Source organism: Nocardia sp. NPDC003693 (assembly GCF_053981095.1).
The window spans coordinates 12771-36947 of sequence record NZ_JBSFNO010000062.1 but is presented as its reverse complement, the minus strand read 5'-3'; the positions used below and the strand labels follow the sequence as shown (position 1 = coordinate 36947).

Sequence of the window (24177 nt, the reverse complement as noted above, 5' to 3'; positions counted from 1 at the left end):
GCTCGACCAGGCGCCGCGCGGAGGCGTCCTCGAACAGGTCGGTGGCGTAGGTCAGTTCGAGATCCAGGCCCGCGGGAACGCCGGGCGCCGATTGTTTTTCGACGAGGGTGAACTCCAGATCCCAGCGCGCCACCCCGGCGGAGATCGCGGTGGCGACGGTGTCCAGGCCCGGCAGCGGCACCGTCTCGGGCACCGCGCCGTGCACCGACAGCATGACCTGGAACAGCGGGTGGTGTGCCGGCGAGCGCACCGGCTCGAGCACCTCCACCAGGCGTTCGAACGGCAACTCGGCGTGCGCGAAGGCATCGAGATCGCCCTCGCGCACCGTGTCCAGCAGCGCCGCGAAACTCCGGTTCCCGTCGACCTCGGTGCGCAGCACCAGGGTGCCGACGAACATGCCGACGAGCCGATCGAGGCGCGCGTCGACCCGGCCGGCGATCGGGGTGCCCACCGCCACGTCGGAGGTGGCGGCCAGGCGTGCGAGCAGGGTCGCCAGCGCCGCGTGCAGCACCATGAACACGCTGACCCCGCTGCGCTGGGCGAGCGTGTGCAGCGCCGCGTGCAGGTCCGCGTCCAGGTGCGCGCGCACGGTCGCGCCGTGCTGGGAGGCCACCGGCGGGCGCGGGCGATCGACCGGGAGTTCCAGGCATTCGGGCAGTCCGGCGAGCCGCTCGCGCCAGTAGCTCAGCTGGCGGGCCGCCGGACTGGCGGGGTCGTCCTCGCTGCCGAGCGATTCCCGTTGCCACACACTGTAATCGGCGTACTGCACCGGCAGCGGCGTCCAGTCCGGCGCGGCGCCGTCGCGGCGGGCCGCGTAGGCGGCGGCCAGATCCCCGGCCAGCGGCGTCAGCGACCAGCCGTCCGCGGCGATGTGGTGCACGACCACCACGAGCAGGTGGTCCTCGGGCGTGACCCGGACCAGGGCCGCGCGCATCGGCAGCTGCGCGGTGAGATCGAAACCGGCACGGGCGAAGTCGCGGGCGTCGTCCTCGGCGGAGTTCGTCCCCGCGGCGGCGTCCACGTGCGCGACCAGCTGCGCGAGCGGGATCGCGGCCCGCTCGACCGGCAGCACCACCTGATGCGGACCGTCGGCGTCCTCGGGGAACAGCGTGCGCAGCACCTCGTGCCGGGCGACCACGTCCGCGAGCGCGAGCCGCAGCGTCTCGGCCTCGAGCGGGCCGCGCATGCGCAGCCCGACCGCGACGTTGTAGGCGCCGGAGTCGGTGTCGAAGCGGTTCAGGAACCACAGCCGCTGCTGGGCCGGGGACAGCGGCACGCGCGCGGGGCGCGGCGCCGCGCCGAGCACGGGCCGGTCGCCGGCGCCCGCCGCGCCCGCGAGCGCGGCCGCCAGCGCGCCGACGGTCGGCGCCTCGAACAGGGCGCGTACCTCCACGCGCACGCCCAGGGCCGCGTCCAGCCGGGCGGCGACCTTGGTGGCGAGCAGCGAATTGCCGCCCGCGGCGAAGAAGTCGTCGTCCAGGCCGATCCGGTCCGCGCCGAGTACCTCGGCGAAGATCTCGGCGACCGTGTGCTCGGCGGGGGTGCCGGGTGCGCGGTAGCGCGCGACCGCGAACACCGGCTCGGGCAGGGCGCGGCGATCGACCTTTCCGGTGGCGGTCATCGGCAGCGCGGGCAGCACCATGATCGCGGCCGGGACCATGTACGCCGGGACCGCGGCCACGAGCGCGGCGCGCACCGTGTCCGCGGCGACGGTGCGCCCGGACGCGGGTGCGAGATACGCCACCAGCTGATCGCCCCGTGCGCCGTCGGCGCGGGCGACCACGACCGCGGACTCGACGCCGTCCTGCGCCAGCAGTGCGGCCTCGATATCGCCGAGTTCGATGCGAAATCCGCGCATCTTGACCTGAAAGTCGGTGCGCCCGTGGTACTCCAGTGCGCCGTCGGCGTTCCACGCGGCGAGATCGCCGGTGCGGTACATGCGTTCGCCCGGTGCCGGGGCGTAGGGATCGGGGAGGAACCGTTCGGCGGTCAGGACGCCCCGGCCGATGTAGCCGTGCGCCAACTGGATTCCCGCGAGGTACAGCTCACCCACTACCCCCGGCGGCACCGGCCGCAGGCGCGCGTCCAGGACGTACACGCGGGTGTTCCATTCGGGCTTCCCGATGGGCACCGCACCGGTGTCGGCGTCCCCGACCCGGTGCGCGGTGACCGACACCGCGGCCTCGGTGGGGCCGTAGAGATTCCACAGCTGGATGTGCGGGTTGGCGTCGCGGAAGCGCTGGGCGACCGCGGCGGGCAGCGCCTCGCCGATGGCGAGTACCAGGCGCACGGTGGCGGGCAGTTCCGCGCGCGGGCCCGACATCAGCGCGGTGAGCATGGACGGCACCAGGTGCAGCACCGAGACGCGGCGCTCGGCGATCAGGGCGCCGAGGTAGGCCGGATCGCGATGCCCGTCCGCGGCGGCGATGACGGTGCGCCCGCCGACCAGCATGCCGGAGTAGAACTCCCACACCGACAGATCGAACGTCGCGGCGGTCTTGAGCAGCACGGTGTCGTCGCCGTCGAGACCGAAAGCGTCCTGCTTCCACAGCAATTGGTTCACCACCGCGCGATGCGGCAGCGCCACGCCCTTGGGGCGGCCGGTGGAGCCGGAGGTGAAGATGATGTAGGCGGTGTGGTCCGGGCGCAGCGGCGTGCGCCGCTCGCCGTCCAGCACCGGGTACGGCGGCACCGCGGACAGATCCAGGGTGTCGATCGCGAGCACCGGCACGCCGGCCGGCGGCAGGCCCGCGGCGTCCGCGGCGGTGCTGAGCACGCAGCGGGGCGCGGCGGTCGCCAGGATGTGTTCCAGGCGCTCGGCGGGCTGATCGGGATCGATCGGCACGTAGACGCCGCCGCTGACCGCCACGGCGTACATGCCGATCATGAGTTCGGCCGAGCGGCGCATGGCCAGCGCCACCGGGGTCTCGGGTCCGACGCCGAGCGAGATCAGATGCCGGGCAAGGCGATTGACGCGCTCGGAGAATTCCCGGTAGGTCAGGCTCCGCGACCCGGCCGGGGTGTCGGCGACCAGCGCCACCGCGGACGGGGTGCGGGCGGCCTGGGCGGCGAACAGCGAGGCCAGGGTCTGGCGGGTGTCCAGGGCGTGCCCGGTGCTGTTCCAGTCGTGCAGGATTCGCCGGCGCTCGCCGGGCTCGAGCAGGTCCAGATCGCCCAGGGCCGCCCGCGGGCGCGCGACGGCGTCGGCGAGCAGGCGGGTGAATCGACCGGCGAACCCGGCGACCGTGCTCTCGTCGAAAAGGTCGGTGGCGTAGACGACATGGCCGTCGATGCCGGCGGGCGCTCCGGACTCGTCGTACCGATCGGTGAGCACGAGCTGCAGATCGAACTGTGCGACACCGGTTTCGATCGGGCTGCCGGTGACCTCGAGCCCGGGCAGCTCGACCCCGATCCGGCCGAGGTTCTGGAAGGACAGCCCGACCTGCACCAGCGGGTGACGGGCGGTGGAGCGCACCGGGTTCAGCGCCTCGACCAGCCGCTCGAAGGGCAGGCGCGTGTGCGCGAAGGCCGCCAGATCCAGCGGTCGCTGCCGGATCAGCAGATCGGTGAAGGACTCACCGAGCTCGGGCCGGGAGCGGAACACCACGGTGTTGACGAACATGCCGATGAGCGCGTCGAGATCGGCTTCGCCGCGCCCGGCCACCGGGGTGCCGACGGCGACGTCGGAGCCACCGGAGAGGCGGGCCAGCAGCACCGAGAACGCCGCGTGCACCGCCATGAACAGGGTGGCGTCGTGCGCGCGGGCCAGACCGAGCAGATTCGCGTGCACCGCCGCCGGAATCGCCAGTTCCAGCTTCGCGCCCCGGTAGGACTGCACGGCCGGGCGCGGGCGATCGTAGGGCAGCGACAACTCGTCCGGCAGGTCGGCCAATTCCGCGCGCCAGTACGCCAATTCGGTGGCCGCGACGCTGGCCGGGTCCTCGATGTCGCCGAGCGTGGCGCTCTGCCAGAGGCTGTAGTCGGCGTACTGCACCGGCAGCGGCGGCGCGTCGGGCGCCCGGCCCTCGCGGCGGGCGGCGTAGGCCGCGCCGAGGTCGCCCAGCAGCGGAGCCAGCGACCAGCCGTCGGCGGCGATGTGGTGAATCACCATGGCCAGCACGTGCTCTCGCGGGCCGGTGCGCAGCAGGCGCACCCGCAGCGGGGTCTCGCTCACCAGGTCGAAGCCCTGGGCGCCGATCGCGCGCAGGCGCTCGCCGAGGTCGGCGGCGGAGACCTCGAGCACGGGCAGGTCGATGCTCGCGGCGGGCCGGATCACCTGGTGCGGCCCGTGCGGGCCGTCGGGGAACACCGTGCGCAGCGGTTCGTGCCTGGCCACCAGATCGGACAGGGCCGAGCGCAGCGCCTCGATGTCCAGCTCACCGCGCATACGCAGCGCGAACGGGATGTTGTAGGTGTACGCCGCGGGGTCGAAGCGGTTGATGAACCACAGGCGTTGCTGGGCCGGGGACAGCGGGACGCGCGCGGGGCGCGGTCCGGCGGTCAGCGCCACCGCGCCGGATTCGGGCAGCAGGGTGGCCACGCGCGCGGCCAGCCCGGACACCGTGCTCTCCTCGAGCACCAGCCGGACCGGCACCGAGACGCCGAGTTCGGCGCCGAGGCGCGCGGCGACCCGGGTGGCGCTCAGCGAGTTGCCGCCCAGGGCGAAGAAACCGTCGTCGAGGCCGACGCGCTCGACCTCGAGCACCTCGGCCAGCACGGCGGCGACCGCCTGTTCGCTCGCGGTGACCGGCGGGCGGTAGGCCACGGTGGTCGCCACCGGCTCGGGCAGCGCGCGCCGATCGAGTTTGCCGTTGGCGGTCAGCGGGATCGCCTCCAGCGCGACCCACGCCGCGGGCACCATGTAGTCGGGCAGGCGCAGGGCGACGCCCGCGCGCAGCACCGCGGTGTCGATCGGGCCCGGGGTCGCGGGCACCACGTAGGCGACGATGCTCGATTCGCCCGCGTCGTCGGTGCGCACGACGATCGCGGCCTGTCCGACCGCCTCCTGGGCCAGGACGGCGGCCTCGATCTCCCCGAGTTCGATGCGGAATCCGCGCACCTTGACCTGATCGTCGGCGCGGCCCAGGTATTCGAACTCCCCGTTCGGGGTCCAGCGTCCGAGATCGCCCGAGCGGTAGAGCCGGGTGCCGGGCGCGCCGAACGGATTGGCCACGAACCGCGCCGCGGTCAGCGGGCGCTGTCCGAGGTAGCCGCGGGCGAGCTGTTCACCCGAGACGTAGATCTCCCCCGCCACCCCGAGCGGCGCGGGACGCAACCGGCGGTCGAGCACGTACGTGCCGAGTCCCGGTATGGCACGGCCGATTCCGCCGCCGCCGGTCGCCGCCGCCGCGCGGTCCAGCGCGCGGTGGGTGACGTGCACGGTGGTCTCGGTGATGCCGTACATGTTGATCAGCCGGGGCGCGTCGTCACGGTGCCGGCGGAACCATTCGGTCAGTCTCCGGGGCTCGAGCGCCTCGCCGCCGAATATGATGTAGCGCAACGCCAATGGCTGCTCGTCGACCGCGGTCCGGGCCGCCAGGCGATCGGCCTCGACCAGCTGCGCGAAGGCCGACGGGGTCTGGTTCAGTACGGTCACGCGTTCGCGGCGCAGCAGCGCCAGCAGGTCCGCGGGCGAGCGCGAGGTCTCGTAGTCGACGACGACGAGCGTGCCGCCGTACAGCAGTGGGCCCCACAGCTCCCACACCGAGAAGTCGAACGCGTAGGAGTGGAACAGCGTCCACACGTCCCGGTTGTCGAAACCGAAGTCGCCGTGGGTGTTCCGGAACAGCGTCGCGACATTGGCGTGCGGGATCTGCACGCCCTTGGGACGTCCGGTGGAGCCGGAGGTGTAGATGACGTAGGCGATGTTGGCCGGGGTGAGCGGGGCGCGGCGATCGGCGTCGGTCAGCGGGGCGTCGTCGGCGCCCGGTTCGGCGAATTCCGCGTGCAGCACCGGCAATTCGGCGGGCAGGGTGATCGGCAGCGTCGCGTCGGAGATCGCGCAGACCGGGCGGGCGTCGGCGAGCATGTACGCGATGCGATCGGCCGGGTAGTCCGGATCGATCGGCAGGTAGCCCGCGCCGGACTTGATGACCGCCAGCAGCGCGACCACCAGTTCGGCCGAGCGCGGCAGCGCCACCGCCACCAGCGTTTCGGGTCCGGCGCCGTAGCGCACCAGGGCGCGGGCGAGCCGGTTCGCGCGCGCGTCGAGTTCGCGGTAGGTCAGGGTGACCCCGGCGCACGACAGCGCGGTGGCCGCGCCGTGCGCGGCGACCGCGGCGTCGAACAGGTCGGTCAGGGTGGCCGCGGGCGCGGGGGCGGGCGCGGGCGGCACGGCCCATTCGCGCAGTACCAGTTCGCGTTCGCGCGCACCGAGCACCGGCAGCGCACCGAGGTCGGATTCGGGTGCGCTGGTGAGGAACTCGGTCAGGAACGCCAGGAAGCGCCGGTGGTGCGCGGCCAGTTCGTCGGCGGTGTAGCGCGCGGGGTTGCCCATGAAGTCCACGTGCAGCCCGCTGTCGCCGGACCCGTTGTAGATGTTGATCGACAGGTCCTCCACCGGGCCGGTGGACAGCAGGTGCATGGTGGCCTCGGCGTCGCCGAAGCGAAGGCCGTTGTGGAACAGCATGATATTGACGACCGGGCCGAAGAAGCCGCGGTGCTCGCCGCCGGCGCCGAGGTCGCGCTGCATGTCCTCGTGCCGGTAGCGCTGATGACGCAGCGCGTCGCGAATGCTCGGGTCCACCGTGCCGACGAGATCGGCGACGGAGGTGCCCGGCGCGATGTCGAACGACAGCGGAACCACATTGGAGACATAACCCGCGGACATGCGTAGCTCGGGCGTGGTACGGGCGGTGACGGGCAGGCTCAGCGAGACCCGCGAGCGTCCGCTGACCGCGGCCAGGTAGGCGGCGACGCCGGCGGTCAGCAGCGCCGGGCGCGAGGCGGCGAAGCGTTCGCGCACCGAGTCCAGGGCGTCCGTGCACGCGGGCGCGAGCACCCCGCCCTCGACCCAGCGCTCGGCTTCGGCGACGCCGTAGCGGTCGCTCAGGCTGAAGATCGAGTCGAGGTGGCCGAGCTTGCCGCGCCAGAAGCGCTGGTCCTCGGTGAAGGCCGCCGATTCGCGGTAGGCGCGCTCGGACTCGTAGATGGAGTGGACGTCGTGCGCGGTCGACGGGCTCGGGGCCGTGCCGTCGGTGAGGGCGTTGTAGTGCTCGGCGATCCGGGCCACCAGCAGCATGGCGCCGTAGCCGTCGATGGCGATGTGGTGCATCTTGGCGAACCACAGGTATTCGCGATCGCCGATCCGCAGCACCGCGGTGCTGAACAGGCGATCACCCAGCAGTGGAATCGGGACCGCGGCGTCCTGGCGCATCCAGACCATGGCCGCGGCGCGGGGGTCGTCGCACGAGCGGAAGTCGTGACGCGCGACCTCGACCGGTTCGTCCGGTCCGACCAGCTGGCGAGGATTTCCCTCGACCTCCACGATCCGAAGCCGGAGGCTCTGCAAATCCGTAGCACATCGACGCAGCGCTGTCTCGAGGCGCGCGGTATCGAAGTCGCCGCGAATCTCCACGTACTGCGCCACGGTCAGCGGCACGTCCGGAGCGATGTGCTGCGCGTTCCAGATACCGATCTGCGCTGCTGACAGCGGGAACGAAAACATGATTTCCGATGCGTCACGACCTGCCGGATCCAGGGCCAAGGCGGTCATCTCACCACTCCAATCACCGATAGGAATCTGGACATATCCCGGGAAGAAGAACAACCGCTGTGAACACGGCGAGCGCCGCACCCTCTGGCAGCAACTTTTCTGCAACGCTCGATGATGGAGTTCGTTCAGACCGAGCGCCCGGATTGGTTCCTTTCGAAAAGAATTGATAATCCGCACAATTCGGGCATGAAGGATGAATCCTCGGTCCGCACAGCACGAATCGGCCGGACGCGTCGTACATGCGTCCGGCCGGTAGTGAATATCCTTTTATTTCAAGTGCTCAGCGCACCGTGAACACCCTGCTGTGCCATCCGGTCGATCCGCTGGGGAAGGGCGGAGTGCGTTGTTCGGACTGTGTTTCGCCGTCGCGATCGATGGCACGCACCCGGATTGTGTGGGTGCCCGGGGTCGCCGTCCACTGCCACGTCCACTGCCGCCAGGTGTCGATGGAGTACTCCGCCGCCAGTGTCGCGGCCTGCCACGGCCCGTCGTCCACCTGCACCTCGACCCCGTCGATCCCCCGGCGCTGCGCCCAGGCGACGCCCGCGACCGTGACCGGGCCGGCCGCGACGGTGGCGAACGCGGCAGGCACGTCGATCCGGGAGGCGGTCTTGATCGGCGCGCGATCGGCCCAGCCGCGATCGGTCCAGTACGCGGTGGCCCGATCGAAACGGGTCACCTCGAGATCGACCACCCATTTGGTGGCCGAGACGTACCCGTACAGACCGGGGACGATGAGGCGTGCGGGATAGCCGTGCGCCAACGGCAGTGGCGCACCGTTCATACCGACCGCGAGCAGCGCGTCACGCCCGTCCAGCAGCGCGGCCAGCGGCGAACTCGCGGTGAAGCCGTCGATGCTGCGCGACAGCACCATGTCCGCGTCGGGACGCACGCCCGCGGCGCCGATCAGTTGCGCCAGTGGATAACCCAGCCAGCGCGCGGTTCCCGCGAGCGTGCCGCCGACTTCGTTGGAGACGCAGGTGAGGGTGAGTACCCGTTCCACCGGGGTGAACTGCCGCAGTCGATCGAAGTCGAATTCGACCGTGCGATCGGTCATTCCGTGGATGCGCAGCCGCCAGTCCGAGCTGGTCAGCGCCGGAATCTGCAGTGCGGTATCGACACGGTAGAACTCGTCGTTGGGCGTGATGAAGCTCGTCAGCCCCGGCACCGCGGGCCGGGCGTCGGGCGGCACCTGCGGCTCGGGCGCCCCCGTGCGCGGCAGCAGGAAACGCGCGCGATCCGCGACCACGTCCCGCAACCGCGCGCCCAGCACCCGCCCGGCGGCGGCCGCCCCGACCGCGAGCGTGCCGATCGCGGCCGCCGACACCAGGAATCGGCGTCTGGACAGCGCCGCGGGCGCGGGGGCGAGCGGGGAAGGCGTGCCCGCCACCAGGATTCGCAGCGCCAGGATTCCGGCCGCGATCCCGGCCACCGTCGGCAGCGCGAACCACACGGTGGCGGTGGGTCGCTGCAGCGCCGCCACCATCGTCACCGCGCCCAGTGCGAGCAGCGCGATACTGCCGTAGGGGCGGCGGCGCTCCACCAGGCCCGCCAATGCCGCGCCCACCGCCATCACCGCCGCCATCGACACGAACAGCGCGAGTTTGTCGTTGCTGCCGAAGCGGCGGATGGCCGCGTCCTTCAGCTCGTGCGGGGTGTGGTCGACCATGGTCGCACCCAGCACGTAGAAAGGTGAGGACGCCGGATCGATGAACGCGGCCACCAGGTGCCCCACCCCGAGTACGGTGGCCGCCGCGAGCAGGCCCGCCACCGCCCCGCGCATCCGGCCGTGCGACCGCCCCCGTGAATCCTGCTGTGGCTCTTCGGCTGTGCGGGGTGGCGCGGACATGATGACTGCTCTCGGTCGGTCCGGACGCGGCCGGCTCAGGTCAGGAGATTGATACTGGCCACCGGTTCGGTGGTCGGCTGCGGTGATCCCGCCGCGGGTTCCAGGGTCACCGCGAGGGTGTCGGCGGGGCGGAAGGTCGTGACCACGGCCTCCCCGGCCGGTTCGGGCAGCACCGCGGCCGAGCGCGGTTCGCCGCCCAACTGCACCAGCCAGATCTGGTACGCCTGCCCCGCGGGCGGCGGGGGCACGTCGACGAAGCGAATGGATGCCGCGGAAAGCGCTGCCGAGACCTGTATTTCGAGTTCTCCGCCGCCCGCGACGCGCACCACGCGGGTCGTGACGTCGGGTTGCCGGTCGATCAGCGAGGTGGAGAGCGCGTCGATGGCGGGGCGATCGTGCGCGCGCTGCACCACGAAGATCAGTCCCGCGCCCAGCGCCACGAGCAGCAGCACGGCGGCCACGGTATCGATGCCGGTGAACGGGCCCAGGCCCCACCTGCGCGGAGCGGGACGTTGCGTCAGAGCGAGGTATCCGCTCTGGTCCCGGGCCGCGCGCAGCATCCGGTCCAGGGCGCGCATCAGCCGGTCCTCCGCCCCCGCCGGGGGCGGGCAGGCGTCGAGCACGCTCAACTCGGCCATGGTCTCGCGCACCGCGCTGACGCCGGTGTCGAATTCGGCGGCGGTCACCCGGTCGGCACGGTCGCGCCTGCGGTCGATGTCCGCGCGCTCGGCCTCGCTCACCGCGTCGAGCGCGTAGGGGAAGGCGAGCTCGGCCAGATCGTCCCTGTCCGGCCGCTCGATGATGCTCATCGCAAATCACCTCCTGTCAGGCAGGCCGCTAGTCGCTTGAGCCCGTCACGAATTCGTGTCTTCACCGTGGGCACCGGCGTGCCCAGGTGGTCGGCGACCTCGGCATAGGTGCGGCCGCCGTAGTAGGCCAGCGCGATGGTCTCGCGCTGGATCGGGGTGAGGGTCTCCAGACAGCGCAGGACAGCGCGCTCCTCGGCACGCTGCTCGACCGCCTCCAGCACCACGTCGTGGTCGCGGCCCAGATACAGATGCCCGTGGGCGACTTCGCGCCCGGCCGAGGAATTCTCGGCGCGGATGCGATCGACCGCGCGCCGGTGGGTGAGCATCATGAGCCAGCCCATCGGGCTCGACACCCGCTGGTCGTAGCGCTCGGCCAGCGTCCACACCTGGAGGTACACCTCCTGGGCGATCTCCTCGGCGATGGCGCGATTGCGCGTCATGCGCACCGACAGGCCGAAGACGCGATGACCGGTGAGCCGGTACAGCTCGGTGAACGCGTCGCGGTCGCCGCCGCCCACCGCGCCGATCAGCGCGGTCAGGCGGCGGGCCAGGTCCTCGTCCCGTCCGGGACGCACCGCCGCGCAGGAGGGTCCGGTCCCGGGGTCGTCCCCGAGCTGCCGGAACAGCGGCACGACCTTCGCGTTGTCGTCATCGCTCACACTGACACCTGTGTTCTTCCTCCGGTTTTCGCCGGGGCGAACAGGATTCGCGGCATCGGCGATCACGTGCGTCGGTTCGAGGTGATGGACCTGGGCGACCATGGCGTGTCGATCCGGAGCTAGGCGGCCGGCGGCATGAGCACGCTGTCGATCATGTAGACGGTGGCGTTGGCGGTCTTGACCCCACCGCACACGACCGCCGCGTCACCGACCTTGAGGTTGTCGCCGCTGCCGGTGACGGTCACGCTGGCGCCCTCGACCGTCTTGTGCGTGCCCGCGATCTTGTCCGGCGCGATCTGACCGGGCACCACGTGGTAGGTCAGGATCTTGGTCAGGGTCGCGGAATCGGTCTTGAGCGAGTCGATCGTGGCCGCCGGGATCTTCGCGAAGGCCGCGTCGACCGGCGCGAACACGGTGAACTGTCCGCCGTTGAGCGTGTCGACGAGGTTGACCTGCGGGTTCAGCTTGCCCGACACCGCGGCCACCAGCGTGGTCAGCATCGGGTTGTTGGACGCGGCGGTGGCCACCGGGTCCATGGCCATACCGCTGACCGAACCCGCTCCGGTCGGCACCTGCTCGGCGTACGCCTTGCAGCCGGGACCGACCAGGTTCGCCGCGGGCGCGGCGGCCGAGGTCGTCATGGCCATGGAGCTGGTCGAGGAGGCGGTGGAATCGGACTTGTCATCGGAACAGCCGGTCAGACCGGCGGAAACGGCCGCCACGGCGATGGCGACGGCGATGGTGCGCTGCGTGAGCTTCATGATTCGTTCCTTCGATACGTCGGCTCGTCGGGAGCCTGTTCGGCAAGGGAGGGAAGAGCTTTCGAGCGATGCGTGATCACCGGCCGAGATGGGGGTCGGGTGTTGCGCTCGGCCGGTGACCACTGCGTGCGGGGCGATTCGACCCCGGTGCCCATCGACGCGTCGATGACCACGAACAGGGTTTCGCCCTGCCCCGCCCCGCGGTTTGGTCGGATCCGAAAAAACTTTGAAAACCCCTCCGCGTGCGCCAAACCGGTTCGGGGGGCACATCGAACTCGGGGTATGCAGTCAAGACGCGATATCGCCGTGATCGGCAGCGGGGTCGCCGGCCTCACCGCCGCCCACGTGCTGGCCGGGCACGATCGGGTGACCCTGTACGAACGCGACACCAGGCTCGGCGGGCACGCGCACACGCACGAGGTGGAGTTCGCGCCGGGACGCCGGGTGCGGGTCGACTCCGGGTTCATCGTGCACAACGACCGGACCTATCCGACGCTGCTGCGACTGTTCGACGAACTCGGGGTGGCCACCCAGGAGACCGACATGTCGCTGTCGGTGCGGGCGGACGCGATCGGACTCGAATACGCGGGCGCCAAGGGCCCGGCCGGGCTGTTCCCCGCGGCGCGCATGCTCGCGCGCCCGCGCTACCTGTGGCTGCTCGCGCAGGTGCCGCGTTTCCACCGGGCCGCGCGCGAGCTGCTGCGCCGGGACGACTCCGCGGTGACGCTCGCGGAGTTCCTGCGCGACAACCGATTCGACCGATTCTTCATCGACTACTTCGTGAGCCCGCTGGTCGCGGCGACCTGGTCCTGCGACCCCGAGACCGCGCTGCGTTACCCCGCGAGCTACCTGTTCCGCTTCCTCGAGCACCACGGCATGCTGACCGTGTACGGCTCCCCCACCTGGCGCACCGTCGTCGGCGGCTCGGCCCGCTACGTCGAGAAGATCGCCGCGGGACTCGACGAGATCCGCACCGGCACACCGGTACTCGGGGTGCACGAGGGCACCGACGAAGTCCTCGTCCGCGATCCCGGCGGCGTGCGCCGCTTCGACGCCGTCGTCATCGCCACCCACCCGCACCAGGCGCTGGCCCTGCTCTCCGATCCCTCCCCGCTCACCGCCGCCGTGCTCGGCGCGATGCCGTACACGCCGAATTCCGCGCTGCTGCACACCGACGAATCGGTGCTGCCCACCCTCGAACGCGCTCGCGCGAGCTGGAACTACCGCATGCCGCCCGGCGGCGGGACCGGCGGCGTCGTCACCTACGACCTGACCCGGCTCATGAACCTGGACCACGTCGCGGACCGCCGCTTCCTGGTCACCCTGGGCGGGGAACACCTCGTCGATCCGGATCGGATCATCGCGCGGATGCACTACGAGCACCCGATCTACACCCCCGAGTCGGTCGCCGCGCAGCAGCGCCTGCCCGAGATCGACACCGCGCGTGTCTGTTTCGCCGGGGCCTATCACGGGTGGGGCTTCCACGAGGACGGCGCGCTCTCGGGCCTGCGCGCGGCCGAACGCCTCGGCGGGCGCTGGACACGCGAGCCCGACCCCGCCGACCGGGTGGGTGCGCGATGACCGAGGCCGGCGCCCCCGCACTGTATTTCACCCGGATACGGCACACCCGCGTCGCACCGGTCCGGCACGCGTTCGAGTATCGCGGCTACAGCTGGTATTTCGACCTCGACAACCCTCCGGCCATCGCCCGCCCCCTGCGGCCCTTGGCTTCGTTCCGCGCCGCCGACCACCTCGCGCCGGTGCCGGCGAGCCCGGACCCGGAGTACCCGCCACGACGGACATTGCGGATGCGGCTGGTCTCGAAGCTGCTGCACGCGGACGCGTTGAGCATGATCGGCGCGCACGACGCGGGGACAGCACCCGGACCGCGGAGCGAGATGCGGGCCCGGGTCGATGACTTCCTGGCCCGCAACGGAATCGACTGCGGTGGCGGGCGCGTCACCGCACTCATGAACGCGCGCTCGCTCGGGTACGTCTTCGATCCGCTCACCGTGTTCTGGTGTCACGACGCCGCGGGCGACCTGCGGTGCGTCATCGCCGAGGTGCACAACACCTACGGCGAGCGGCACCCCTATCTCGTGCGCACCGACGAGCGCGGGCGCGCCACGGTCGGCAAGGAGTTCTACGTCTCGCCGTTCAACGCGGTCGAGGGCAGCTACACGCTGCGCCTGCCCGAACCCGGGCGGGACCTCGACCTGGGTATCACCCTGCTGCGGGACGGCGAGCCGCCCTTCGCCGCGACCATGTCCGGCCATCGGGTGCCGGTGACCACACGCGCGGTCCTGCGCGCGCAATGGCGAACCCCGTTCGCGCCGTGGCTGATCGCCGCGCGCATCCGGCGGCACGGCATCGCGCTGTGGGCGCGCGGCCTCCCCATCGTTCCACGGCCCCGGGCCGAATCTCCGCTGAGGACTGCACAGTGACCGACTTCTGCCTCGACACCACGACCGCGTTCGAGCTGCCGCCCGCACCCACCGGAACCCTCGCCCGGCTGCGCGGCGACGCCGCGGCCGCGCTGTTCCGGCGCGCGGTGACCCGCCTGCCGCTGCGCGTCGAGCTGCCCAACGGTGTGCTGCTCGGCGCGCACGCGGACACCGATCCGTTGCCGCGCATGATCATTCGCGACCCGGCGGCGTTCTTCGCCCGCCTCGGCGGCCAGGGGCTGATCGGGTTCGGCGAGTCCTACACCGCCGGGGACTGGACCGCCCCGGACCCGGCCGCGGTCCTCACCGTGCTCGCGGGCGCGATGACCCGGCTGATTCCCGCACCGCTGCAACGCTTCCGGTCGGTCCTGCCCCGCCCGCCCGCGCGCTCGGTGGGCACCGAGGCCAACGCACGCGTGAACATCGAACATCACTACGACCTGTCCAACGAGCTGTTCCAGCTGTTCCTGGACGAGACCATGACCTACTCCTCGGCCCTGTTCGGCGCCGCGGACCTCGCCGCCGGGCCGGTGCCGTGGGAGTGCCTGGCCGATGCCCAGCGCGCGAAGATCGACCGGCTGCTGGACGCGGCCGGGGTGCGCGCGGGCAGCCGGGTACTCGAAATCGGCACGGGCTGGGGCGAATTGGCGGTGCGCGCGGCCGAACGCGGGGCCACCGTGCACTCGGTCACCCTCTCCGCCCGCCAGCTGTCGCTGGCCAGGTTGCGGGTCACCGCCGCGGGGTACGCGGACGCGGTCACCATCGAGCTGTGCGACTACCGCGACGTACAGGGCAGCTACGACGCCATCGTCTCGGTGGAGATGATCGAAGCGGTCGGACACGCGCACTGGCCGACCTACTTCGGCTGCCTCGACAAACTGCTCGCACCGGGCGGTCGCGTCGCGTTGCAGGCCATCACCATGCCGCACGATCGCATGCTGGCCACCCGCTCCACACACACCTGGATCCAGAAGTACATCTTCCCCGGCGGGTTCCTGCCCTCGCCCGAGGCCATCGCGGCCACCGCCGCACGCCACACCTCGTTGCGGGTGCGCGAGGAGTTCGGATTCGGCGCGCACTACGCGGAGACACTCAGACTCTGGCGGGAGCGGTTCGACAGCCGCGCGCCCGAGGTCGGCTCGCTCGGCTTCGACGCCCGCTTCCGGCGGATCTGGCAGTTCTATCTCGCGTACTCCGAGGCCGGATTCCGCTCCGGATACCTCGACGTGCGCCAGATCGTGCTCGATCGCGAGGCCCGGTCGTGAACGCCGTGGACGGGCTGCCGCTCATCGCCCTGCTCAGCCTGCTCGCGCTGGCCGCGCTGCAGGGCACGACCTATCTCATCGGCCGCCGCATCGGCCGCTACAACGTCGTCGATGTCAGCTGGGGGCTGGGCTTCGTCTTGGTCGCCCTGATCGGGGTGCTCGCGGGCGACGGCCCGCTCTGGCGCAGGCTGCTGCTGTTCGTGTTGGTCACCGTGTGGGGCCTGCGGCTGAGCCTGCACATGCACCGCAAATCCGCTGGGCGCGGGGAGGATCCGCGCTACACCGAACTGCTGGACCGCCGCGGGCACGGCACCTGGCAGGTGCTGCGGCGGATCTTCATCATCCAGGGCGCCTCGCAGTGGGTCATCTCCGCGCCGCTGCAGGTGTCGGCCGTCGCGGGTCCGGCGAGCGGACTCTCGTGGCTCGCGGTCGGCGCGGGCGTGCTGCTGTGGCTGATCGGATTCACCTTCGAGGCCGTCGGCGACCGCCAGCTCGCGGAGTTCAAGGCCGATCCGTGCCATCGCGGGACGGTCATGGATCGCGGGCTCTGGGCCTGGACGCGACATCCGAACTACTTCGGCGACGCCTGCGTGTGGTGGGGACTGTGGCTCATCGCGGCCTGCGCCTGGCCCGGGGTGCTGACGATCTTCGCCCCGCTGCTGATGACCTACGTGCTGATCTACGGAACGGGGGCGAGATTGCTGGAGCGACATATGGCAGAACGACCGGGGTACCGCGAGTACCAGCAGCGTACGGCCTATTTCTGGCCGCGGCCGCCCCGCTGATTTCCAGCGCCCGGCCACCGCCGGGCGTGCGCGCAGAAAGCCGATTCTCGACATGAGCCGACATCCCCAACTAACCTCCGAAGAGACGTCCGGCAGTTCCACGGCAACCAACCGGCCCACCTCTACCCGCGCACAGCCGATCCCCCGGAGACAGCCAGATATGGCGGACCAACCGCGTGGCCACTCGGTCGACACCGAACCCTCGGGCGACGCCGACCCGGCCCCGGCCTGTCCCATCGATCGGCCCACCCCGGACCAGGAGGTCGCCGCGCGCCTGGCGCGCCTGCTCGGTGAGATAGCCGGCGGCGACCGCGACGCCTTCACCGACTTCTACCGCTCCACCCACGACCGCGTCTTCGGGCTCGCGCTGCGCGTGCTGCGCCGCGCCCAGGCCGCGGAGGAGATCACCCAGGAGGTGTACCTCCATGTCTGGAACGCCGCCGGTCAGTACGACGTGCGCCTGGCCAGCCCGATCGGCTGGCTCATGATGCTCACCCATCGCCGCGCGGTGGACCGCGTCCGAACCGAAAGCAATTCCACCACACGCGATCTCGCGTACGGGCAGCGCGAGCTCGGCCGCGATCACGACATCGTCGCCGAGGCGGTCGGCCAGCGCACCGAGGAGCGCGCGGTGGTGCAGTGCCTGGGCACGCTGACCGCGCTCCAGCGCGAGACCATCGCCCTGGCCTACTATGGCGGGCGCACATACACCGAGGTTGCCGAACATCTCGAGATCCCGTTGTCCACGGTCAAGACCCGCATTCGTGATGGCCTCAAACGACTCCAGAACTGTTTGACGGGAGTGGTGGGCGATGCCTGACGACGATCGAGCCGATCTCCTGGACTACGCGTACCCCTACGCGCTCGACGCGCTCACCGATGCCGAACGCGACGCCATCGAACACGCCCTGACCGGCGCCGACAGCGCCGTCGCCGCGAGCTTCCGAAACACGGTCCGCGATATTCGCGAGGCCATGGCCGCCATGACGATCCTGGACGCGCAGCCCGCGCCGCCGTCGGTGGAAGACGCGCTGAATCGCGTCCTCGACGCCGGGCGCGACGCGGCCGCCCCCGTCGTACCCCTGCGCCCCCGCCGAGCCTTCTCCCCGCGCCTGCTGGCCGCCGCGGCCGCCCTCGTCGCGGTGATCGCCATCGGCGTGACCGTCGCGGTCGTGCGCTCGGGGTCCGGCGACCCCGGCCCGGTCACCGCGCAACAGATCCGCACCCACTCCGATACCCGCACCGCCACCACCGAGGTCGCCGGAGGCGGCACCCTCACCGTCGCCGCCTCCCGCGATCTCGATGCCGCCACGATCTCGTTCGCGACGGTGCCCGCACCCCCCGCCGGCCACACCTACCAGCTGTGGACCATCTCCCCGGCCGGCCAGGCCCAGTCCGCGGCGGTCATGACCACCCTCCCCACCGACACCGCCCCGATGGTCCTGCTGATGCCCGAGATCACCCCCAAGCAGATCGCCGTCTCGATCGAGCCCACCGGCGGCTCCCCCCAGCCCACGACCGATCCCATCGTCGCGATGAACATGGAGTAGGGCCGGTGCGGGCGAAGGTTGGTTCGCCCGCACCCGATCGCCGGTTCTGCCGCGAATACGGTGTACCAGCAACCGCTTTCATCGCCCGAGCCCGAACTGTCAAGGGGGGCTGCGGCGTTCTCCGGCCGGGCCGAAAGGGACGAACTACCCTCGATTCGTATGGCTGTGCTTGTGCTGGGACCGGTGCTGCGGCACGTCGATTCGACGTCGGCGACCGTGTGGGTGGAGACCGACGCGGCGTGCGAGGTCGAGATTCTGGGGCGACGGGGGGCGACGTTCCAGGTCGGCGAGCAGCATTTCGCGCTGGTGGTCGTGGACGGGCTGACCCCGGACGAGTCGGTCGAGTACGAGGTGGCGCTCGACGGGGAGCGGGTCTGGCCGGAGGCGGGGTCGCGGTTCCCGCCGAGCCGGATCCGGACGCGGGCGATCGAGACCCTGCTGTTCGGGTCGTGCCGGGCGGCCAAGGCCACGCCGGGGGTGCTGGAGGCGGACCGCGTCGGGCCGGATGCCTTGGACGCGTACGCCTTACGGATGATGGGGCGACCCGAGCACGAGTGGGCGGATGCGCTGATCCTGCTCGGGGACCAGGTGTACGCCGACCAGCCGACAGCGCAGCTGCAGGAGTGGCTGACCGCGCGGCGCGCGGGCAGCGAACCGGCCGAGGAGGTGGTCTCTTTCCGGGAATACGGTGCGCTGTACCACGAGTCGTGGAGCGACCCGGAGATCCGCTGGCTCATGTCGACCGTCGCGACCTCGATGATCTTCGACGATCACGACGTGCGCGACGACTGGAACACCTCGCGGGCCTGGCGCGAGCAGATGGCCGAGAAACCCTGGTGGAGTGAGCGAATCCGGGCCGGGCTGGCCTCGTACTGGGTGTATCAGCACCTGGGCAACCTGAGCCCGGCGGAGCTGGCGGGCAACGAGCTGTACCTCGAGGTGACCAAATCCGGCGGGGACGTGCAGGGTCTGCTGGAGGACTTCGGCGCTCGGGCCGATCAGGAAGCCGACGGGCGCAAACCAACCCGCTGGAGCTACCGCCGCGACTTCGGGCGAATTCGCCTGCTGGTCATCGACACGCGCAGCGGTCGCATCCTGGACGGGCGCCGGCTCATGGTCGGGGAGGAGGAATTCGAGTGGATCGAGGCCAACGCGGCGGGCGACTACGACCATCTGCTCATCGGATCCTCGCTGCCGTGGCTCATGCCGCACGCGCTCAGCCATCTGCAGGCGCTCAACGAACGCGCCGCGGGTCAGCCCGGCCTGCGGGGGCGACTGGGCGAGAAGTTCCGGCAGGCCGCCGATCTGGAGCACTGGCCCGCGTTCCGATCCTCGTTCCTGCAGCTGTCCACGCTCATCCACCGGCTCGGCCGGGTGCCGGACCCGCCCAGCACCATCTGCGTGCTCTCCGGCGACGTGCACCACAGCTACGCCGCGCGCGCCGAGTACGATCCGCCCACCGAATCCCATGTGCTGCAACTGGTGTGCTCGCCGGTGCACAACGACCCGCCGAAGATCTTCCGGCCGATGTTCGCGCTGTCCTGGGCGCGCCCGCTCGCCGCGGCGCTGCGCCGGCTGGCCACGCACCGCGGCATCGGCCCCGATCCCCTGCGCTGGGAGAAGATCAGCGGGCCGCACTTCGGCAATTCCATCGGCTCACTGCACATCAGCGGCCGCCGGTGCCGATTCCAACTGGAGACCGCACACCCGGACACCGGCCTGCACACGGTGGCGGAAATGGACTTCCCCGCACCGGCCGATCGATGATCCTGCGACCGAGAGCGGCGGTCCGGCTTACGAATCCGCCTCCGGCACCGCGGTTTTGACCACCGACCACTGCGTCACCGGCAGTTGCGGACGCCACGAGGTGAACCCGCCCAGCGGCTCGGCGCGGTAGACCTGGAATCGGCGCAGCGCGCCGCCGTACCGCGCGGCCAGCAGGGTCAGTTGCGCCTCGGATTCGGCCGTCACCGCGTTGGCCACCAACCGCCCGCCCACCGGCAGCCGCTCCCAGCAGCACTCGAACAAGCCGGGCACGGTGAGACCGCCGCCGATGAAGATCGCCCCCGGCTCCGGCGCGCCGTCGAAGGACTCCGGCGCCGCCCCGCGCACCTCGATACCGGGAACGCCCAGGGCCGCGGCGTTCTCGGCGATCTGCTTACGACGGCTCTCGGCGCGCTCGAAGGTGATCGCCCGGCAGGACGGATGCGTGCGCGCCCATTCGATGGCGATCGTGCCCGAACCGCCGCCCACGTCCCACAGCAGTTCACCGGGCGCGGGCGCCAGCGCGCTCAGGGTCAGCGCGCGGATCTCGTACTTGGTGAGCTGGCCGTCGCCGCCGTACACCGCGTCGGGTAACCCGGGCACCCGGGTCAGTCGCGGGGCCGCGGGATCGGAAAAACACTCCACGGCAACGATATTGAGCGGATCACCGGCCGCCCGGTCCCAGGTCGCGGCCACACCCGCCGCGACGGCCTCGTCCGGACCGCCGAGCTGTTCCAGCACCGTGAGCCGCGACCGACCGAAACCGTTGCGCGCCAGCAGTTCCGCGAGCCGACCGGGCGTGTGCTCGTCGGAACTGAGCACGAGCAGCGCGCGCCCGGACGCCAACTCCGGCAGCACCGTCTCCAGCCGCCGTCCCACCGCGCTCACCACGGGCGTCTCGGCCAGGCTCCAGCCGAGCCGCGCGCAGGCGAGCGAGGCCGAGGACGGTTGCGGCAGGACCCGCAGCGCGTCCGCGCCCACCAGCCGGGCCAGGGTCGCGCCGATGCCGAAGAACATCGGGTCGCCACTGGCCAGCACGCACAGGCGACGGTCCGCGAACCGCTCGAGCAGCCCGGGCAGCGCCGGGACCAGCGGCGACGGCCAGGCCACCCGGTCGGCGGCGCTCTCGGCCGCCGGGATCAGGGCCAACTGCCGCTCCGAACCCAGCAGCACCGCGGCACCGCCGATCTCCCGGCGCGCGGGTCCGCCGAGCCCGTCCCAGCCGTCCGCCCCGAGCCCGACCACCGCGATCGGGTGCGCGCGGGGCCGCGTCATCGCGGGGCCCGCCGCCACACGAAGCGCGGGGTCAGGCGGATCGCGACGAACAGCAGGCGCAGCCGGCGCGGCACCACGACCAGGCGCGCCCGCCGGTACAGGCCCGCGACCACCGCGTCGGCCACCTGATCGGGGGTGCTGGACAGCGGGGCCGGTTCCATCCCCGCTGTCATCCGCCCGATGACGAAGCCCGACCGCACCAGCAGCAGGTGAATCCCGCTGCCGTGCAGGGCATCCTGCAACCCACTGGCGAATCCGTCCAGACCGGCCTTGGCCGAGCCGTACACGTAGTTGGCGCGGCGCACCCGCACACCGGCTATCGAGCTGAAGACCACGATCTGCCCGTTGCCCTGCTCGCGCAGCAGCGTGGTGAGACTGGTCAGGATGTTGACCTGCGCCACGTAGTCGATCTGCACCACCGCGACCGCGTGCGCGGCGTCCTCCTGCGCGCGCGCCTGATCGCCCAGCACACCGAACGCCAGGATGCTGACCCCGATGGGGCCGTGCTCGGCCACCACTTTCTCCAGCAGCGCCTGATGGCTCTCGAGGTCGTCGGCGTCGAATTCCACGCAGTGCACCGCGGCCGCCTCGGACAGGCCGAGTTCGCGCCGCTGCCAATCCAGGTCGTCGCTGCGCCGGGCGGCGAGAATCACCGTGCGCCCGGGCGCGAGCCTGCGCGCCACCTCCAAACCGATTTCGCTGCGACCGCCCAGCAACAGCACGACGCCTGCATCGACGTCCCGCGATCCGAATGCCATGGCTGACAGTCTGCCATCCGGAGCACATTGCTAGCGTCGAGATCATGCCGAGCACCGAGACCCGCCCCGAACTCTCGCCCGCCGCCGCCGAATTCGTGACCGACCGCCACCTCGCGACCCTCACCACGCTGCGCGCCGACGGCACCCCCCACGTCGTCGCGGTGGGCTTCACCTGGGATCCGGAGGCCGGCATCGCCCGCGTCATCACCAATGACGGCTCGGTCAAGGTCCGCAACGTGCGCCGCTCCGGCTACGCCGCCGTCAGCCAGGTCGACGGCCCCCGCTGGCTCACCCTCGAAGGTCCCGCGACCGTCCTGAGCGAGCCCGAAGCGGTCGCCGAGGCCGTCGAGCGCTACGCCGCCCGCTACCGCGTCCCCCGCGAGAACCCGACCCGCGTGGTGATCGCGATCCAGGTGAGCCGGGTGCTGTCGAGCAGCGTCTTCAAGCCGGGCGCGACCCCGGCCCACTGACGATCGCCGGGATCTCTCCCCGCGTACACCGACCGCAGCCCCGAACTCGCCCCTGCTCGACGCGCCCCGCGCTGACACCGACGGTCGCGGGTTCTTCGACGACGGTCCGGAGAACCCGTCCGCCACCGGAGCCGCGTGGGCCGCCGACCGTGACGATCCGCCCGAAAATCGCGGCACGAGCGACCGATTCGGCGGGGGTTCCCGACGTTTGTCGGCCGAACTTTGTATCGTCCAAGGCATGACCGACATCGCCCCCTTGGCCGCGTTCGCTCGGGCGAAGTTCGGCGACCCCGGCGTGCACGCCATCGTCCGCAACGGCCGCACCGTGCACGCGGTCGAACTCGGCAAGTGGATAGGCGCGGAGGAAGTCCCCGAGCTGCTGTGCCGCACCGGCGTCGCCGGCTGGTCCCCCAGCGCCCTGCAACCCACCCGCGCGGGCGTGACCTGCGTCCGCTGCCTGCGCAGCCTGAACACCGACATCGAAGCGATGTCCCCCCAGCTGTCCCTGTTCGCCCGCGACTGGCAGTCCGGCCAGCTGACCCTGGGCCCCGATTTCCCCGACCCGGTCCCCGTGGAGCTGCCCGCCGAAGACCCCGAACCCGACGAATCCCCCCGTGCGACACCCGCTTTCGAGGACATCCCGTTCCCGGAACTGGACACCGACCCGTCCCTGTTCTAACGCCGCCGCGGCAAGATCCCACCCCGCGGCCACCGGGCAGCACGCAAGACCAACGCGGCCCCGGCGCATGACGCCGGGGCCGCCTTGTCGTTACGCCGGAACTACGGCAACCGGGTCAGGCCGTGGGGGCGCTTGTTGAACGACTCGCAGCCGTCGGCGGTCACCACGACGATGTCCTCGATCCGGGCGCCCCACTCGCCGGGGAAGTAGACGCCGGGCTCGATGCTGAAGGCCATGCCCTCGGTCAGGACCAGGTCGTTGCCCGCCACGATGTAGGGCTCCTCGTGGACCGAGAGGCCGATGCCGTGGCCGGTGCGGTGGACGAAGAACTCGGCCAGGTCCGAGGCGGCGAGCAGGTCCCGGGCGGCGGCGTCGACCGACTGGGCGGTCACCCCGGGACGGACCGCGGCGACCGCGGCGGCCTGGGCGCGCTCGAGCTCGGCGACCTGGGCGGCGATCTCCTCCGAGGGCTCGCCCAGGATGTAGGTGCGGGTCGAGTCGGAGAAGTAGCCGGGCTCCACCGGGCCGCCGATGTCGATGACGACCACGTCGCCGTCCTCGATCACCCGGTCGGAAACCTCGTGGTGCGGGTCCGCGCCGTGCGGGCCGCTGCCGACGATGACGAACGCGGCCCGGGTGTGGCCCTCCGCGACGATCGCGGCGGCGATGTCCGCGCCCACCTCGGCCTCGGTGCGCCCGGCGCGCAGGAACTCACCCATGCGGGCGTGCACGCGGTCGATGGCCGCGCCCGCCCGGCGCAAGGCCTCGATCTCGCTGGGGTCCTTGATCATTCGCAGTTCGCGCAGTACCGCGGTCGCCGACACCGGGACCTTGCCCAGGCGGTCGGCGATGGGCAGCAGGTGCAGGGCGGGCATGGCGTCGTCCACCGCGGTGCGCGCGCCCGCGTTCAGCACCGACTTCACCAGGGCGTACGGATCGACGCCGTCGACCCAATCCACCACCTGCAAACCGAGCTCCCCGGCCGCGGAAGCGCCCAGCGAGGCCAGCTCGAGCTTCGGAATGATGACCGAGGGCGTCTCGCCCGAGGCGGGCACCACCAGGCAGGTCAGCCGTTCGAACGACTGCGCGCGCGACCCGATCAGATACTGCAGATCCGGGCCGGGGGTGATGAGCAGCGCGTCCAGGTGTGCGGCGCGGGTCAGTTCCGCCGCTCGCTCCAGTCGCGCTCCGTAGACGTCCGCTGAGAATCGTGACTCGCCGTGAGAGCTCATGCCCCCCGACGTTACCCGCTGCGCCGTTCGCGCTCGCATCGGTCACCACCCGCGCGCCCGGCCCGGACGCGCTCCCGCATGCGGTTTCCTCCGCATCCGGGCCCGCTGCGCGCCGAGATCGCCCGAAAGCATGCCGGATGACGAACGCCCCCGGCGCCGCCCG

17 protein-coding genes are annotated in these 24177 nt (G+C 71.6%); 9 read left to right on the top strand and 8 right to left on the bottom strand.

The window, feature by feature from the left end:
* The 5 genes from ACWDOP_RS37400 to ACWDOP_RS37380 all read right to left on the bottom strand — a co-directional run.
* Positions 1 to 7714, bottom strand: a 7714-nt coding sequence (locus ACWDOP_RS37400) for an amino acid adenylation domain-containing protein (protein WP_456348844.1), incomplete at its 3' end; no start/stop codon positions are given.
* A gap of 280 nt (positions 7715 to 7994) precedes the next feature.
* A complete protein-coding gene (locus ACWDOP_RS37395; RefSeq protein WP_456348843.1) occupies positions 7995 to 9563 on the bottom strand; it encodes a molybdopterin-dependent oxidoreductase in 1569 nt (522 codons plus the stop codon).
* A 35-nt stretch (positions 9564 to 9598) separates the two neighbouring features.
* Complete coding sequence (locus tag ACWDOP_RS37390; protein ID WP_456348842.1) at positions 9599 to 10372, bottom strand: anti-sigma factor; 774 nt, start codon at positions 10370 to 10372, stop codon at positions 9599 to 9601.
* Complete coding sequence (locus ACWDOP_RS37385; RefSeq protein WP_456348841.1) at positions 10369 to 11031, bottom strand: sigma-70 family RNA polymerase sigma factor; 663 nt, start codon at positions 11029 to 11031, stop codon at positions 10369 to 10371. Before ACWDOP_RS37385 ends, ACWDOP_RS37390 begins: the two co-directional genes overlap by 4 nt.
* 119 nt (positions 11032 to 11150) lie before the next feature.
* Entirely contained in the window at positions 11151 to 11792 is a 642-nt protein-coding gene (locus tag ACWDOP_RS37380) for a fasciclin domain-containing protein (RefSeq protein ID WP_454202175.1), read from the bottom strand.
* A 282-nt stretch (positions 11793 to 12074) separates the two neighbouring features.
* Here ACWDOP_RS37380 and ACWDOP_RS37375 point away from each other — a divergent pair, with 282 nt between their 5' ends.
* The 7 genes from ACWDOP_RS37375 to ACWDOP_RS37345 all read left to right on the top strand — a co-directional run bounded on the left by ACWDOP_RS37375 (position 12075) and on the right by ACWDOP_RS37345 (position 19603).
* Entirely contained in the window at positions 12075 to 13373 is a 1299-nt protein-coding gene (locus ACWDOP_RS37375; RefSeq protein ID WP_456348840.1) for an NAD(P)/FAD-dependent oxidoreductase, read from the top strand.
* Positions 13370 to 14236, top strand: coding sequence for a DUF1365 domain-containing protein (locus tag ACWDOP_RS37370; RefSeq protein WP_456348839.1), 867 nt, complete (start codon positions 13370 to 13372; stop codon positions 14234 to 14236). Before ACWDOP_RS37375 ends, ACWDOP_RS37370 begins: the two co-directional genes overlap by 4 nt.
* Entirely contained in the window at positions 14233 to 15501 is a 1269-nt protein-coding gene (locus ACWDOP_RS37365) for a class I SAM-dependent methyltransferase (RefSeq protein ID WP_456348838.1), read from the top strand. Before ACWDOP_RS37370 ends, ACWDOP_RS37365 begins: the two co-directional genes overlap by 4 nt.
* Positions 15498 to 16286 (top strand): DUF1295 domain-containing protein, encoded by a 789-nt coding sequence (locus ACWDOP_RS37360; RefSeq protein ID WP_456348837.1) that lies wholly within the window; start codon positions 15498 to 15500, stop codon positions 16284 to 16286. The genes ACWDOP_RS37365 and ACWDOP_RS37360 overlap by 4 nt, the downstream gene beginning before the upstream one ends.
* A gap of 160 nt (positions 16287 to 16446) precedes the next feature.
* Positions 16447 to 17106 carry an ECF RNA polymerase sigma factor SigK gene (sigK, locus tag ACWDOP_RS37355; RefSeq protein WP_454202180.1) on the top strand — a complete coding sequence of 220 codons (660 nt, stop codon included), beginning with the start codon at positions 16447 to 16449 and terminating at the stop codon, positions 17104 to 17106.
* Entirely contained in the window at positions 17099 to 17836 is a 738-nt protein-coding gene (locus tag ACWDOP_RS37350; protein WP_456348836.1) for an anti-sigma factor, read from the top strand. The genes sigK and ACWDOP_RS37350 overlap by 8 nt, the downstream gene beginning before the upstream one ends.
* A gap of 159 nt (positions 17837 to 17995) precedes the next feature.
* Positions 17996 to 19603, top strand: coding sequence for an alkaline phosphatase D family protein (locus ACWDOP_RS37345; RefSeq protein WP_456348835.1), 1608 nt, complete (start codon positions 17996 to 17998; stop codon positions 19601 to 19603).
* Positions 19604 to 19630: 27 nt separating this feature from the next.
* On the opposite strand, the gene cbiE is transcribed toward ACWDOP_RS37345, so the two are convergent.
* Both cbiE and ACWDOP_RS37335 read right to left on the bottom strand, forming a co-directional pair.
* Positions 19631 to 20875 (bottom strand): precorrin-6y C5,15-methyltransferase (decarboxylating) subunit CbiE, encoded by a 1245-nt coding sequence (cbiE, locus tag ACWDOP_RS37340; RefSeq protein ID WP_456348834.1) that lies wholly within the window; start codon positions 20873 to 20875, stop codon positions 19631 to 19633.
* The gene (locus tag ACWDOP_RS37335) at positions 20872 to 21633 is read right to left on the bottom strand and encodes an SDR family NAD(P)-dependent oxidoreductase (protein WP_456348833.1); all 762 of its coding nucleotides are present in this window, start codon (positions 21631 to 21633) and stop codon (positions 20872 to 20874) included. Before ACWDOP_RS37335 ends, cbiE begins: the two co-directional genes overlap by 4 nt.
* A gap of 44 nt (positions 21634 to 21677) precedes the next feature.
* Between ACWDOP_RS37335 and ACWDOP_RS37330 the strand changes: the two genes are divergently transcribed.
* Positions 21678 to 22103 carry a PPOX class F420-dependent oxidoreductase gene (locus ACWDOP_RS37330; RefSeq protein ID WP_454202186.1) on the top strand — a complete coding sequence of 142 codons (426 nt, stop codon included), beginning with the start codon at positions 21678 to 21680 and terminating at the stop codon, positions 22101 to 22103.
* A 238-nt stretch (positions 22104 to 22341) separates the two neighbouring features.
* Entirely contained in the window at positions 22342 to 22782 is a 441-nt protein-coding gene (locus ACWDOP_RS37325) for a hypothetical protein (protein WP_456348832.1), read from the top strand.
* A 101-nt stretch (positions 22783 to 22883) separates the two neighbouring features.
* Here ACWDOP_RS37325 and ACWDOP_RS37320 read toward each other — a convergent pair whose 3' ends face one another.
* Entirely contained in the window at positions 22884 to 24014 is a 1131-nt protein-coding gene (locus ACWDOP_RS37320) for a M24 family metallopeptidase (protein ID WP_456348831.1), read from the bottom strand.
* Positions 24015 to 24177: the final 163 nt, after the last annotated feature.

What these genes read in the sequence shown, in the direction of transcription:
- ACWDOP_RS37390 (WP_456348842.1), bottom strand. Translation starts at nt 10,372, where the DNA reads ATGAGCATCATCGAGCGGCCGGACAGGGACGATCTGGCCGAGCTCGCC.
- ACWDOP_RS37330 (WP_454202186.1), top strand. Translation starts at nt 21,678, where the DNA reads ATGCCGAGCACCGAGACCCGCCCCGAACTCTCGCCCGCCGCCGCCGAA.
- ACWDOP_RS37320 (WP_456348831.1), bottom strand. Translation starts at nt 24,014, where the DNA reads ATGAGCTCTCACGGCGAGTCACGATTCTCAGCGGACGTCTACGGAGCG.
- ACWDOP_RS37375 (WP_456348840.1), top strand. Translation starts at nt 12,075, where the DNA reads ATGCAGTCAAGACGCGATATCGCCGTGATCGGCAGCGGGGTCGCCGGC.
- sigK (WP_454202180.1), top strand. Translation starts at nt 16,447, where the DNA reads ATGGCGGACCAACCGCGTGGCCACTCGGTCGACACCGAACCCTCGGGC.
- ACWDOP_RS37345 (WP_456348835.1), top strand. Translation starts at nt 17,996, where the DNA reads ATGGCTGTGCTTGTGCTGGGACCGGTGCTGCGGCACGTCGATTCGACG.
- ACWDOP_RS37325 (WP_456348832.1), top strand. Translation starts at nt 22,342, where the DNA reads ATGACCGACATCGCCCCCTTGGCCGCGTTCGCTCGGGCGAAGTTCGGC.
- ACWDOP_RS37380 (WP_454202175.1), bottom strand. Translation starts at nt 11,792, where the DNA reads ATGAAGCTCACGCAGCGCACCATCGCCGTCGCCATCGCCGTGGCGGCC.
- ACWDOP_RS37335 (WP_456348833.1), bottom strand. Translation starts at nt 21,633, where the DNA reads ATGGCATTCGGATCGCGGGACGTCGATGCAGGCGTCGTGCTGTTGCTG.
- ACWDOP_RS37370 (WP_456348839.1), top strand. Translation starts at nt 13,370, where the DNA reads ATGACCGAGGCCGGCGCCCCCGCACTGTATTTCACCCGGATACGGCAC.
- ACWDOP_RS37350 (WP_456348836.1), top strand. Translation starts at nt 17,099, where the DNA reads ATGCCTGACGACGATCGAGCCGATCTCCTGGACTACGCGTACCCCTAC.
- ACWDOP_RS37395 (WP_456348843.1), bottom strand. Translation starts at nt 9,563, where the DNA reads ATGTCCGCGCCACCCCGCACAGCCGAAGAGCCACAGCAGGATTCACGG.
- cbiE (WP_456348834.1), bottom strand. Translation starts at nt 20,875, where the DNA reads ATGACGCGGCCCCGCGCGCACCCGATCGCGGTGGTCGGGCTCGGGGCG.